The organism is Clostridium culturomicium (genome assembly GCF_000821305.1).
Lineage (GTDB): Bacteria > Bacillota > Clostridia > Clostridiales > Clostridiaceae > Clostridium_J > Clostridium_J culturomicium.
Genome location: NZ_CCXK01000017.1, coordinates 1,533,772 through 1,547,714, shown reverse-complemented (window position 1 = coordinate 1,547,714; position 13,943 = coordinate 1,533,772). Strand labels below are relative to the sequence as shown.

Here is a 13,943-nt window from a genome sequence, read left to right as displayed (position 1 = left end):
AATTATGCTCTTACTGGGAATTTTCCTTCTTCTTCAATTCTCTTATTTAATTCTGCATTGTATTCTTCTTCGCATACTGGGAATGAAACTTCTCTTCCAGTCCAAGCTGATAAGTGAATAGCATTTGCAAGGTTAACTCCGTTGATTCCTTCAGAACCAGGTGCAAGAAGAGGAGTTCCTTCTAATATGTTTTGAGCAAAGTTGTCCATAACTGTTGTGTGTTGGAAGCCCCATCCATCTGTGTTTTCGAAAGTTTCAACAGTATAAAGTCCGTCTCCACCAGATGAGTTACCCATAGTAAGCTTCATAAGATCCATCATGCTCATGTTTGCATTTAAGTGAGCTTCGTTGTTTTTGAATCTGTAAACTGTAGCTTTCTTACTGTCTTCAACTACGATTTTTCCACCGTCTAGGTCTATTTCAAGTCTGTCTGTTCCTACTGGGTCGTGAGTACAAGTAACGAATGAACCTGTAGCTCCGTTTGGATACTCAACAACAACTGTTACATCGTTATCAACGTTTATATCTCTGTGAGCTCCGTTTATTATTTTAGCGTAAACTTTTGATGGAAGTCCGCACATCCATAACCATAAGTCTAATTGGTGTGGAGCTTGGTTAACTAGAACTCCGCCGCCTTCGCCGCCCCAAGTTGCTCTCCAATCAGATTGTTGATAGTAGCTGTCTGGTCTCCACCAAGAGTTGATGATCCAGTTAGTTCTTCTGATTTCTCCAAGTTCTCCTGAAGCTATTAAAGCTTTAATTTGTTGGTATAATTTGTTTGTTCTTTGGTTGAACATAATTCCGAAAGTTACTTCTGGGTGAGCAGCTGCACACTCGTTCATTAATCTAACGTCTTTAGCTCTAACTCCAGCTGGCTTTTCGCCAAGAACGTTGATTCCGTGCTCCATAGCATATATAGCCATTTCGTGGTGTAAATAGTGAGGTACACAAGTAACGATAGAGTCAACTTTTCCAGAAGCTATCATTTCTTTGTAGTCTGTGAAGAAAGGAATCTCAGGATATTTTTCTTCGCACATAGCTTTTTTAGCTGGGTCTGTATCACAGATTGCACCTAGCTCTACGTATTCTGGTTGTCTTGGAGCTGGCATTCCTGGGAAGCCGCCTTTTCCTGTTATAAACCCTGCGTAAGCGCCACCTTGAGCACCAACACCAATGATACCTAATTTAATTTTTTTCATGATAATTTCTCCTTTCAAAATCCCTATTTATATATTGTTTAATATATTTGTAAGTGCCTCATATTGGATTCTATATCCGTCAGCACCATCTTTAGCTTTAGCTTCCTTAATGATTTCACTAGTATCTTTTATTTCAAGATCTTTCAGAGAATCAAATATTACTAGGTGTGGTTCTAAAGTTAAGAAACCTTCATAATCATCTTCCTTAATAGCTTGTCTTAATATTTCAGCAATTTTACCTTCACCAGTACCACAAGGAACGTTATCGTTATCTGATGAAACAGCATCCTTTATGTGGATGTAAGCTACGAAATCTTTAAGAAGATCGTAACATGCCTTTGTGTCTTCACCGCATTGTACAAAGTTAGCGAAGTCGAAAGCAGCTTTGAAATAAGGACTGTTAATAGTAGATAATATTTCTAAGCATCTTTCTTTTATGTCACCATATATATCTTTTTCATTTTCATGAATAAGAACGATTTCATATTGAGCAGCAATATCAACGAACTGAGTTAATTTTCTGATAACTTCAGATGTGTATTTTGTGAAGTCATCACCCTCTGGAATATAAAAGCTGAATACTCTTATATATTTACAATTAACTTCCTTTGCTATTTGACAAAGTGTGTGAAGTTGCTCTAATTGTTTTTTGAATCCTTCTTCGTCGTCAATTTTTACTTTACCAATTGGGCTTCCAAGACTTGATACTTTTACGTTGTACTTGTCCAATTGAGGCATAAGTGAACTTTTGAATTCTTCAAGTGTATATTCAGCGATACCTTTACCGTCAGCACTTCTTAAGCAGATATGATCCATACCTAAAGTAGTAGCTGTTTTTAATTGAGTATCGAAACACTTATCAATTTCGTCACTAAAGCCTGAGATAATAATTTTATTCATTATCTAAATCACCTCATTTTTATATAGCTTTTGTAAATTTTAGCAATGTATTTAAACATTTTCATTGTGATTTCATTGTCCAACAATTGAAAAATATTTATGAAACTTTGCTATATTTCGATGATATCATATTCAAATAGCATATTTATATGTTAATATTGCGAAAAAACATTGCAAATATTGCGACAGTTTCTGAAAGTTTTGACACATTGTCAATGTTGTTATATTCTTTAATTAGAAAATGTGGAATAGGGCATATATAACATGAAGTTTCTTCAGAATTTCTGCAATTGTTTAAAAATTAAGCGGATAAAGACGAAAGTTGGTTTTGAGGAAAAGTTAACATTATTCTACATTGTAATTATAAATTAATACTAATCTTACAAAACAAATTTTAGCATCAAGGAAACTAATTCTCCTTTGAGTTGAAGGGGTAAGTTACACTTTTAAATTCAAGGATTACTTTGTGGAAGTTTTGCTTATCAAATCACCTGTGCTAATGGGGAAAGATTTGGAGTAATATTTCTGAAGTGACACTTAGGTTTCAATAATTATTACACAGAGGAAGGTAATTATTATGGATGAAAAATATCAAAAGTTTAATCATAGTCAGCTTATGACTGCTAATGACTTTGAAATATATCATTATAAACATTATAAAGATATAGATGGGGAAGAATTTAATGTAGACTTGCATCACCATGATTTTTATGAAATATACTTTTTTATTTCAGGAGATGTTACCTTTAGTATTGAAAGTAAGCAGTATGTACTCCTTCCAGGAGATGTTTTATTAATCAATCCTAAAGAACTACATCAACCAAAGTTTGGCCCAGGAGATGCTCCTTATGAGAGAATTGTTCTATGGGTAAGAAAAAGCTGTATGGAAAGGTTTAAAACACAAAGGGAAGATTTGACAGAATGCTTTGATTCAAGCGATCATAAGAGATCAAATTTATTAAGGGTTGGAACACAACGTCAAAATAATATTTTAAAACTTCTTAAATTAATGATTTTTGAAAATGAAAATGATTTATATGGTAGTGAATTTTTAAAAAGCTGCTTTTTGGGACAGCTTCTTGTGGAAATAAACAGACTAATGAGGGAAACACCTCATATGTATAAACCTCAGGACAAGGGTAGTGCATTAGCTAGTGAAGTAGTAAATTACATTAATACTCATTATCAAGAAAAGATATCTTTAGAAGCACTAGCTGCAAAATTCTTTATGAGTAAATATCATTTAAGTCATGAATTTAACCGTGTAGTTGGTACTAGTATATATAGGTATATAATTCAAAAAAGACTTTTAATAGCAAAACAGATGTTATATGAAGATATGTCTCCAACAGATGTATATCAAAAGTGTGGATTTGGCGATTATGCAAACTTTTACAGGGCTTTTAAATCTGAATATGGTATAAGTCCTAAGGAATTTGTAAGCGAAATCAAAAAAAATAATGATCGTTAAAATGCCTGGAAGAAGGTAATCACAAGAATTAACAAATAAATTAAACGAAGAGGGATGAATAATGAGTATATTATCTGAATTAAAAAAAGAAAAAGAATTTTTAGTATGTGCAGATAGTGATGGCTGTGTTATGGATGTTATGGATGCAAAGCATGAGAAGTGTTTTGCACCATGCTTCATTGAAAGTTTTGACTTAAACCATAGATGTACAGAAGCTTATGAGACTTGGTTAAAGGTTAACTTATTTTCAAGGACAAGAGGAATAAATAGATTTAAAGCTTGTTTATTAACACTTAAGGCCTTAAAGGTTGAAGTTGAAGGCCTAGAAGTTTTTGAAGACTTCTGCAATAATAGTCCTGAGCTTTCAAATAGAGCTATCGAAGAATTATTAAAAACTAATGATAACCCTTGCATGAGAACTGTACTGCAGTGGAGTGAAGATACAAATAAGGAAATTAAAAAATTAACTGAAGGTGGTTATCCTTTTGAAAATGCTTATGAAGCTTTAAAAGAGGCATCTAAAGTTGCGGATATAGCAGCAGTAAGCAGTGCCAATAAGATGGCTTTAGAACACGAGTGGGAGAAGCATAACTTCACAGGTTTTGTACATGGACTGCTTTCACAAGAGGAAGGAAGCAAAGCCTTCTGCATAAATGGTTTATTAGAAAAAGGTTATGACAAAGATAAGGTAGTTATGATAGGTGATGCTCCTGGAGATATAAAAGCTGCAGAGGACAATGGTGTTTGGTGTTACCCTATTATTGTTGGGAAAGAAGCACAGAGCTGGAAAAGATTCAAGGATGAAGTATTACCAGCTTTAGTTGAGGGGAAGCTTACCAAAGAGTTGCAAGATGCCTGGATAGAAGAATACTATTCAGTTCTTGATAGATAGTTAAAAATTAACGGAATTTTGGAGGAAAGAATTATGGTAAACTTAAAAGCAAAACCATTTAACCTTGACGATGAGGCAATTAAATGGGTAGAAGAAACAATTGCTAGCATGACAATTGAAGAAAAAATTGGACAACTATTTGTAAACTTAGGAATAACAAGAGATGAAGAATATCTTAAAGATGTAGTTAACAACTACCACATTGGTGCTGCAAGATACAACCCAGGTTCAGCAGCTGAAATACATCAGCAAAATGTTATTCTTCAAACAAACAGCAAAATTCCACTATTTATAGCTTCAAACCTTGAAGGTGGTGGAAATGGAGCATGTGGTGGGGGAACAGAAGTTGGTCTTCCAGTTAAAATTGGAGCTACTAATGATCCTAAATATGCTTATGAAATGGGAAGAATCAGTGGAATAGAGGGAGCTGCTACAGGAAGTAACTGGACATTTGCCCCACTTGTTGATATAAACTTAAACTGGAGAAACCCAATAATATCTTCTAGATGTTTCTCTAATGAAGCTGAAAAGGTATTAGCTAATGCTTTAGGATATTTCAAAGGTGTTAGTGAAAGTAACATGATTTGTGCAATGAAGCATTTCCCAGGAGATGGAATTGATGAAAGAGACCACCACATTTCTAATGCTGTAATGAGTCTTGGATGTGAAGAGTGGGATAAATCTTACGGTATAATATATAAAGGTCTTATAGAAGAAGGAATTCAAAGTGTTATGATAGGACACTTCTTATTCCCAGCATACACAAAACACTTTAATCCAACAATAAAGGATGAAGAAATATTACCAGCATCTTTATGTAAAGAAATAACTACAGATTTATTAAGAGGTAAATTAGGCTTTAACGGTCTTGTAGTTACAGATGCTTCTCACATGGTTGGAATGACTTGTGCATTAAGACGTAAAGATGTATTACCACAAGCTATAGCTGCTGGTTGTGATATGTTCTTATTCTTCAATGATTTAGATGAAGACTTTGGATACATGATGGATGGATACAAGAATGGAGTAATTACAGATGAAAGACTTCATGATGCTTTAACTAGAATTTTAGGAGCTAAAGCAGGACTTGGCTTACATAAAAAAGCTAAAGAGGAACTTGTTCCACCAGTAGAAGGTTTATCTGTAGTTGGATGTGAAGAGCACAAGAAAATAGCTAAAGAAGTTGCTGATAAAGCTATAACTTTAGTTAAAAATAAGCAAGATGTATTACCTTTATGCGTAGAAAAGCATAAAAGAATATTAGTGGTACCAGTTGGTGGAGTAACATCAAGCGGTGGATCATTATTTAATCTTATCATGCCAAAAGGACCATCACCAGCAGATAAGTTAGCAGAAAAATTAAGAGCTAAAGGCTTCGACGTTGAGATATATGTTTCTCCATTAGAGGAGTTAGCTAAAAAAGAGGGTGCTGAGAAGAACCTTGCAGTTATGAAGTACTTCTTAGGAAAGAGTCCAGTTGGAGAGTTTGTGAATAAGTATGACCTTATTATCACAGCAGCTGCTGTAAATGGAACTGGAATGACTGTTGAAAGAGTAGGTTGGGGCTTCTCTAAAGGTGGAAAAGAGATTCCATGGTATGTACATGAAATACCAACAATCGTTGTTTCATTCAAGAGTCCATTCCTTTTAGCTGACGTGCCACAAGCTAAGACTTACATTAACACATATGATGCAAATGAAGTAACAATAGATGCGCTAGTTGCTAAGTTAACTGGAGAAAGCGAATTCGTTGGGGTTGACCCAGTGGATGCATTCTGCGGTATGTGGGATACTAGACTATAAGTGAGAGACCAAATCTATGATTTGGTTGCTCGAACTTACTCCACCGAACGCATGTGAGGTGGAGTTTCCTATAAAAAGTCACTCCAAATCTATGATTTGGCTAATGGGAACTTAATTTTTGAACATTCCTTCGAATGAATATGAGAAGGCATTTCATTAGATATACTGATAGTTTGAAAGAGTTCTTGCTTCTTTGCGAAGCGGGGCTCTTTTTTTATACTAATTTATACTAGGTAATAATCATATATATGAGGTGAGTTTTTATGTGACGACAAGAATTCATTTTTTAGAAACTTGGCAGGTGTTTTTGGAAATTATTTAAAAGAGGCATCTGCTTTTAATACACTTTAATATGTGTATTAATTTGAAGATTAAAGTGTTGTGGATAATACTTTGAACTTTGTACAAGATAGTATTGGTCTTTTAAATTTTTTGATTTATGACAAAAGTGCCATATGACAGAAGAATTGTGACAGTATCGTAAGTGGTTATAGAAAGTTGATGGTGTTATAATTTTATTAAATTAACGAAAGGTCTTATGGGCTATAGAAAACCAACTATAGGGTGAAAAGTAGCATTGAAAAAAATAATATATGTATTATTCACAATTGAATTACTTGTAGTTACTATATTAGTATTCAATATAGTAAAAGATAATGAAACTAATGGTATTTTGTATAAAGATACTACAAGTATAGTTATAATATTTGAAAATTACTTTAAGCTACAGAAGAATTATATAGTCAGTGTATGTTATTTATACGTTTAAGTTAAATATGTTCATTAGGGTATCAGCGTATTTTATCATGTTTGCAATGATATGTATTTTAATTAACATTATTGTATCAACATTAGTAGTAAGTTTAAATACTAGAAAGTCTAAGTATGTATTAGCTCTAAAGGGGAAAAAATCTTAGGGTATTAATAATATAATGTAATTCACTTTGAAGTTTGTGTGTGTGATATTTCTTATATTGTCTATAAATAGTTGTGTTTTAAATTATAAAATATTACAAACACAACTAGAAAATCTATCTGAATGGGAGAAAGCAAAAAATATTTATAATATTCAACTTAAATATACCGGGGAAGAATTTTTAAGTAAGGAAGAAGTAATTAGAAATGTTAAGATTACCAATTTTACAAACAGCGGTAGATGGAAGAGATGCTTTCTTAATTGATACATCAAATTTTTCACTTGATGAAGATGGAATCTATTTATATGAGATTAACTCTGAAGGGAAAAATTAGGATATAAGTCAATATGGAAAGAATATAACCATTAATAAAAATTATCTTGAGGTTAATCCTATTTATGTAAATGTAAAGGGGGTATTTGATTTAATAGACCATAATGATAATACTATAAACTTATTAGTACCTAAAAAATTTCAAGAATACGAAGATATAATAAAAGAAGAGTTCATAGATTTATTTTACTTTAAAAAAGTAGAAGTAGATAACATGTATAGTGAGAGTTAAATATTGAGCTAAATAATATACAAAAGTCAGATTTAGAAGTAAATATAATATATTGAGACAATAATCAAAGTTATTTCACCTATGATTCAAGTATTATGAGTGATAATAGAAATCTAATTGATGATCCTATAGCGATAATTGGTACAGATAATGTTAATGAATCATCTTATTTTTCATATATATCTAGATGTGTATATTTTAAATCTAAAGAGCTAGACGCCTTTGCAGATATAGGGAATATTATTAAGGCTTAAAGTGTAGAAGCAAATATACAAAGTCTGTACACAGTTTATAATGAATATGGATTAGGAATAGATAGATTAGAAAATGAGATAAGAAGTGAAATTTTCACAATAATAATAATTGCTGTTTCAAACCTGATGATTACTTATAACATAGTTGTTAGCTACTATGAAAGAAATAAATATAAGCTCTATATCAAGAAGCTATTTGGATATTCAGCAATATCAAGAAATATATTACTGATACTTTCATTGGTTTTAGTAAATACTATTTCGATAACTATTGCAGCAAGTATAATAAGTGTAAAAACTAATATTGCCATATTTGGGCTACTAATTTTATTTGTAGAAATAGTTATAGCTATTTTATTAGATAGAATTATCTCAAATAGTTCATTTAGTAAAATTATAAAAGGAGAGCATTAAAAATTGCTTTAAAGTATCAAAAGAATATCAATCATACTAAAAAAATAAATGAAGCCCTTGAGTCTGTAGGGCTAAAGGACATAATAAGAAAAAGATATATGAGCTAAGTGGAGGAGAGCAGCAGAGAGTCGTTTTAGCAAGAGTTATATTAAAAAAATGCGAAATAATATTTGCAGATGAACCTGCAGGTAATTTGGATAAAGAAAATAGAGATATAGTGTTTGAAATACTTAAAAGACTAAATGATGAAGGTAAAACTATTGTATTTGTAACTCATGATTTGGATTTGGCTGAAAGAGCAAAGAGAGTTATAAAGCTGTAAGTTACTTCTAGATTTTGTGATTTAACATAATAGGTAATTGTATTATGAAAGCAGAAGAGATAAGTATATAAGTATGTAAGTATATAAGAAAAGAGTGATACAAAATGATTTTAATTATTTTGTATCACTCTTTTTAATTGATTATGCTTTTTAAAGTAAAGATTTATATCTCTAAATAGTCTTATTTTTTTACAAAATAATAAATTACAAATAATAGAACAATTATGTTCAAAAATTCCCACAACTGACAGTTAAAAATAAATCTTTATAAAAGTATAATGACATTACAAGGTGACTTCATTAAATAATCCCCTACATATCAAGTCAGCAGTTTATGTGTGGGGGACCCCCTTGAGGATATACTCAGATATTTGATTAGTAAATATTACTCAACCATTGAATTTCTGGTTGAGTTTAATTTTAAGGAAAACTATTTTACGTATACATTCGAAGGAGTAAGTTCACTAACCAAATCAAAGATTTGGAGTGTCACTTATAGTTTGCAAATACTTTATTAAATATAAATGAGTTAATAAAGGCACTTAGAGAAAAGCCTATAAATAAGTAGAATACAGTTCCTAAAGCAAGCAGGTAAGAACCAACTAAGAAGCAAATTATAGGAAAAGCATTTATTATGAAAATTCCAAGGGTTTGAGGAATGTGACAAATTGCCATTAAGAATGAGTTTTTTATGTAGTTGAAAGTAGTGTTATAGAACTGAGCTACTAAAGGAAATACATAAGAAATCATTATAAAAGCTAGTATTACTAGTCCGGTGAAGATGACTCTAAGTATGCTACTTATTTTCAGGTTGCTGAAAAGGTTAGCAAAGAAAAAGTCTACACTAAGAACTAGTCCTATAGCAATGAAGATTAGCCAGACAATAGTTGAAGCTTTAAAGTTTTCTTTAAATGCTTTCATGAAGCCTTTGAACATATAAGTTTCATCATTGGTAGACATCTTTAAAGTTACACTATATAGGGCTGTGAAAGATGCCCCAACAGTTATGAGTGGCATAGAACAGATTAGAAATAAAAAGTTTAGTATAAGTAAATCAGCGATTCTAGTCATTATGCCAAAGAACTTATTGTCCATGCTGAAGAATTGTTTCATTATATGCACTTCCTTCCAAATTATCTAATTTTAGTATAAATTACTAGGACATAAAATTCAAATGAAAAATTTTTAAAGGTATATTTTGTAGCAATATACATAAATATGAAGATGTTTGAGGAATTATGTATATTGATTATATTTCATTTAATAAGGAAACTCTTTCTCAAAAGAAGTCGGAGAAGTGTTCCAAGGAGTAAGTTCGAGTAGTTAAATCAAGAATTTAGACTATCACTTAACTTCGTGTAAACCAAATATAAAATTTGGACATTTATTAAAGGAAACTCCTTCTCATATGCATTCGAAGGAGTAAATTCGTGTAAACCAAATCATAGATTTGGACACTCATTTAAGGAGGAGATTTAATTGGCAAATAGTTTATCTTTGAAAGACATTAAAAAGGTATATCCAAATGGGTTTGAGGCTGTAAAAGACTTTAACCTTGATATTGAGGAAAAGGAGTTTATTATCTTTGTAGGACCATCAGGCTGTGGTAAGTCTACTACTCTTCGTATGATTGCTGGACTTGAAGAGATTTCAGGCGGTGAGCTTAAGATAGGGGATAAGGTGGTAAATAATCTAGAACCAAAGGATAGGGATATCGCAATGGTATTCCAAAACTATGCTTTATATCCTCATATGACAGTATATGATAATTTAGCCTTTGGATTAAAACTTAGAAAGACTCCAAAGAATGAAATAGATACAATGGTTAGGGAAGCCGCAAGAATCCTTGACTTAGAGTCATTATTAGAGAGAAAGCCAAAGGCTTTATCAGGAGGACAAAGACAGCGTGTTGCTATGGGACGTGCTATAGTTCGTGATCCAAAGGTATTCCTTATGGATGAGCCTCTTTCAAATCTTGATGCTAAGCTAAGAGTTCAAATGCGTATTGAGATTGCTAAGCTTCATGAAAGATTAGGAGCAACAATTATTTATGTAACTCACGACCAAACAGAGGCAATGACTCTTGGAACAAGAATTGTTGTTATGAAGGATGGAGAGATAAAGCAGGTAGACACGCCTTTAAATCTTTATAATTCACCTAAAAACTTGTTCGTTGCGGGCTTTATAGGTTCTCCACAAATGAATTTCTTTGATGCAGTAGTTAAGGTTAATGGAAAAGAAGTGATCCTTGTAATTGGTAAGTCAGAGTTTAAATTACCAGAAGAAAAGGCTAAAAAACTTATTGCTGGAGGCTACAATGGAAAGACAGTGGTTATGGGAATAAGACCAGAAAACGTTCTTGCAAATGAGGTTTTTGTTGATAAAATGCCAGAAAGTTCTTTCGAAGCTGAAATTAAGGTTTATGAGTTAATTGGAGCAGAGTCTTACCTTTACTTTGATTTAGAAGGGATTTCAGTAACTTCAAGAGTTGATGCTCATGCTAATGTGAAGCAAGGTCAAAAGGTTAAGTTTGCAATAGATATGGAAAGAGTTCATGTGTTTGATAAAGAAACGGAATTAACAATAACAAACTAAGTGAGAGTCTAAATCTATGATTTAGATACTCGAACTTACTCCACCAACGAATGTGAGGCGGAGTTTCCTTATCTAAGATTCCAAATCTATGATTTGGTTAAGTCAAACTTACTCTTTGAGTATTTCTTTACGGTTTTTAAGAGAAGTTACAATTAAATAATATGAAAATATAAAAAGTATAAAAAAATTTTATGCGGGGGTATTTCATGCGTTACGGATATTTTGATAATGACAAAAGGGAATATGTTATAGACAGATTAGATTTACCTACATCATGGACAAACTACTTAGGAGTTAAAGACATGTGTACGGTAATAAACCATACTGCTGGAGGTTATACATTTTACAAATCACCGGAGTATCACAGAGTTACAAGATTTAGAGGAAACTCTGTACCAATGGACAGACCAGGTCATTATGTATATTTAAGAGATGATGAAACAGCAGATTATTGGAGTGTATCCTGGCAGCCAGTGGGTAAATCCTTGGAGGAAGCGCAGTATAAGTGCCGTCATGGTATGTCTTACACTGTATATGAGTGTGATTATGCAGGAATTCATGCAGAGCAGAAGCTTTCTATTCCAATAGCTGATCCAGTGGAGCTTTGGGATGTAAAGATTAAGAATACAGGTGATAAGGCAAGAAAGCTTAGTGTATTCTCATACTTAGAGTTTTCCTTCCACCATATTGATATGGATAATAAGAACTTCCAAATGAGTATGTATGCTGCAGGTTCTTCTTATGAAGATGGAATTATAGAACACGATTTATTCTATGAGGAGTTTGGATATCAGTATTTCACAGCGAGCTTCCAACCAGATAGCTTTGATTGTTTAAGAGATAAATTTCTTGGACTTTACCACACTGAGGATAATCCAGTAGCTGTGGAAAGAGGGCAGTGCAGCGGAAGTTTTGAGCTTGGAAACAATCACTGTGGATCTCTTCATAAAAGAATAGAGCTTCAGCCAGGAGAAGAAGTACGTTTAGTATTCATGCTTGGAGAAGGAAATAGAAATGCTGGAAGAGCTATTCGTGAGAAGTACAGTAACTTTGAAAATGTGGATGCTGCATATGCGGACCTTAAAGAGTTCTGGCACAAGAAGCAGCAAGCACTTCAGATTGAAACTCCAAATGAAGGAATGAATACACTAATAAACACTTGGACTTTATACCAAGCAGAGATAAATGTAATGTTCTCAAGATTTGCTTCTTTCATTGAAGTTGGAGGAAGAACAGGTCTTGGCTATAGAGATACATCTCAAGATGCCATGACAATTCCACACTCAAATCCAGAGAAGTGTAAACAAAGACTTGAGGAGCTTTTAAGAGGTCTAGTATCGCAGGGGTATGGATTACATTTATTCCAACCAGAATGGTTTGATCCAGATCATGAAGTAAAACCATTTAAATCTCCAACAGTGATTCCTACACCAAATGTGAAGGATATGATTCATGGCTTAGAGGATACCTGTTCAGATGATGCACTATGGTTAGTGTCTGCTATCACTGAATTTATTAAGGAAACTGGAGATATAGATTTTCTTAATAGAGTTTTAACCTATGCTGATGGAGGAGAAGGTACTGTGTATGAGCATATGACACGTATCTTAGATTTCTCTGCAGAGCAGGTTGGAGCAACAGGAGTTTGTAAGGGACTTCGTGCTGACTGGAATGATTGCTTAAACCTTGGTGGTGGAGAAAGTGCTATGGTATCCTTCTTACATTATTGGGCAATTCAAAACTTCTTAGATTTAGCAAGAATAGTTGATAAAAAGGATGATATAGAAAAATACGAAGCGATGGCAGCTAAGGTTAAGGCTGTTGGAGAAGAAGTTCTTTGGGATAAGGATTGGTATATTCGTGGAATCACAAAGAATGGTTCAAAGATTGGAACCGCTGAAGATGTAGAGGGAAGAATACACCTTGAATCAAATGCTTGGGCAGTTTTATCAGGAGCTGCATCTCATGAAAAAGGTATTAAAGCCATGGATTCAGTTTACGAGCATCTATTTACACCATATGGAATAATGCTTAACTCACCAGCCTATACAGTTCCAAATGAGGATATAGGTTTTGTAACTAGAGTTTATCCAGGATTAAAGGAAAATGGTGCAGTTTTCAGCCATCCTAATCCATGGGCATGGGCTGCTGAGTGTATGTTAGGACGTGGAAGCAGAGCTATGGAGTTTTATAATGCACTTTGTCCATATTATCAAAATGATATGATAGAAATTAGAGAAGCTGAACCATATTCATACTGCCAGTTCGTTATAGGTAAAGCTCACAGTGCCTTTGGTAGGGCTAGACACCCATTTATGACAGGTACAGGTGGATGGGCATACTTCTCAGCAACAAGATATATGCTAGGAATCAGGCCGCAGCTTGAGGAGCTTTTAATTGATCCATGCATACCAGGAGATTGGGATGGTTTCAGCGTTCAAAGACAATGGAGAGGGGCAACATTCAATATTCAAGTTGAAAATCCAAACCATGTGGAAAAGGGAGTTAAAGAAATTTATGTAGATGGAGTTAGAGCATCAAAGATTCTTCCAGGAGAAGCTGGTAAGAAGTATGACATTAAAGTAGTTATGGGTTAGAAGGGAATGATGAT

General features: G+C 33.2%; 12 protein-coding genes and 1 pseudogene. 10 read left to right on the top strand and 3 right to left on the bottom strand.

Translation table 11 applies throughout. The features are described from left to right. Positions 1-2: 2 nt before the first annotated feature. Positions 3-1,199 carry a Gfo/Idh/MocA family protein gene (locus BN1075_RS19675; RefSeq protein ID WP_040195006.1) on the bottom strand — a complete coding sequence of 399 codons (1,197 nt, stop codon included), beginning with the start codon at positions 1,197-1,199 and terminating at the stop codon, positions 3-5. 27 nt (positions 1,200-1,226) lie between these two features. Further along, positions 1,227-2,099, bottom strand: a complete 873-nt coding sequence (locus BN1075_RS19670) for a sugar phosphate isomerase/epimerase family protein (RefSeq protein ID WP_040195005.1) — start codon at positions 2,097-2,099, stop codon at positions 1,227-1,229. Positions 2,100-2,676: 577 nt separating this feature from the next. On the opposite strand from BN1075_RS19670, the gene BN1075_RS19665 reads away from it, so the two are divergent. The 8 genes and pseudogenes from BN1075_RS19665 (at position 2,677) to BN1075_RS22395 (ending at position 8,737) form a co-directional block, all read left to right on the top strand. After that, positions 2,677-3,570, top strand: coding sequence for an AraC family transcriptional regulator (locus BN1075_RS19665; protein WP_040195004.1), 894 nt, complete (start codon positions 2,677-2,679; stop codon positions 3,568-3,570). Positions 3,571-3,631: 61 nt separating this feature from the next. After that, complete coding sequence (locus BN1075_RS19660) at positions 3,632-4,462, top strand: HAD family hydrolase (protein ID WP_040195003.1); 831 nt, start codon at positions 3,632-3,634, stop codon at positions 4,460-4,462. A 33-nt stretch (positions 4,463-4,495) separates the two neighbouring features. Then, positions 4,496-6,265, top strand: coding sequence for a glycoside hydrolase family 3 protein (locus BN1075_RS19655; RefSeq protein ID WP_040195002.1), 1,770 nt, complete (start codon positions 4,496-4,498; stop codon positions 6,263-6,265). 1,122 nt (positions 6,266-7,387) lie between these two features. Further along, the gene (locus BN1075_RS22400; protein ID WP_268871553.1) at positions 7,388-7,516 is read left to right on the top strand and encodes a hypothetical protein; all 129 of its coding nucleotides are present in this window, start codon (positions 7,388-7,390) and stop codon (positions 7,514-7,516) included. 326 nt (positions 7,517-7,842) lie between these two features. Continuing rightward, positions 7,843-8,001: a hypothetical protein gene (locus BN1075_RS22310; RefSeq protein WP_235777839.1), complete on the top strand. Its 159-nt coding sequence runs from the start codon at positions 7,843-7,845 to the stop codon at positions 7,999-8,001. Between the two features lie 15 nt (positions 8,002-8,016). Next, positions 8,017-8,415, top strand: a complete 399-nt coding sequence (locus tag BN1075_RS22305) for a DUF1430 domain-containing protein (RefSeq protein ID WP_407637985.1) — start codon at positions 8,017-8,019, stop codon at positions 8,413-8,415. Positions 8,416-8,509: 94 nt separating this feature from the next. Then, positions 8,510-8,590 (top strand): annotated as a pseudogene (locus BN1075_RS22555) (ATP-binding cassette domain-containing protein); the annotation flags it as partial. 18 nt (positions 8,591-8,608) lie between these two features. Continuing rightward, positions 8,609-8,737, top strand: a complete 129-nt coding sequence (locus BN1075_RS22395) for a hypothetical protein (protein ID WP_268871552.1) — start codon at positions 8,609-8,611, stop codon at positions 8,735-8,737. A 489-nt stretch (positions 8,738-9,226) separates the two neighbouring features. On the opposite strand, the gene BN1075_RS19640 is transcribed toward BN1075_RS22395, so the two are convergent. Continuing rightward, on the bottom strand, positions 9,227-9,850 hold the full coding sequence (locus BN1075_RS19640) for a YesL family protein (protein ID WP_040195001.1): 624 nt from the start codon (positions 9,848-9,850) through the stop codon (positions 9,227-9,229). Between the two features lie 366 nt (positions 9,851-10,216). Here BN1075_RS19640 and BN1075_RS19635 point away from each other — a divergent pair, with 366 nt between their 5' ends. Together BN1075_RS19635 and BN1075_RS19630 are read left to right on the top strand one after the other, a co-directional pair. Then, positions 10,217-11,332 carry an ABC transporter ATP-binding protein gene (locus BN1075_RS19635; protein WP_040195000.1) on the top strand — a complete coding sequence of 372 codons (1,116 nt, stop codon included), beginning with the start codon at positions 10,217-10,219 and terminating at the stop codon, positions 11,330-11,332. A 206-nt stretch (positions 11,333-11,538) separates the two neighbouring features. After that, positions 11,539-13,929, top strand: coding sequence for a glycoside hydrolase family 94 protein (locus BN1075_RS19630; protein WP_040194999.1), 2,391 nt, complete (start codon positions 11,539-11,541; stop codon positions 13,927-13,929). The last annotated feature ends 14 nt before the right edge of the window (positions 13,930-13,943 follow it).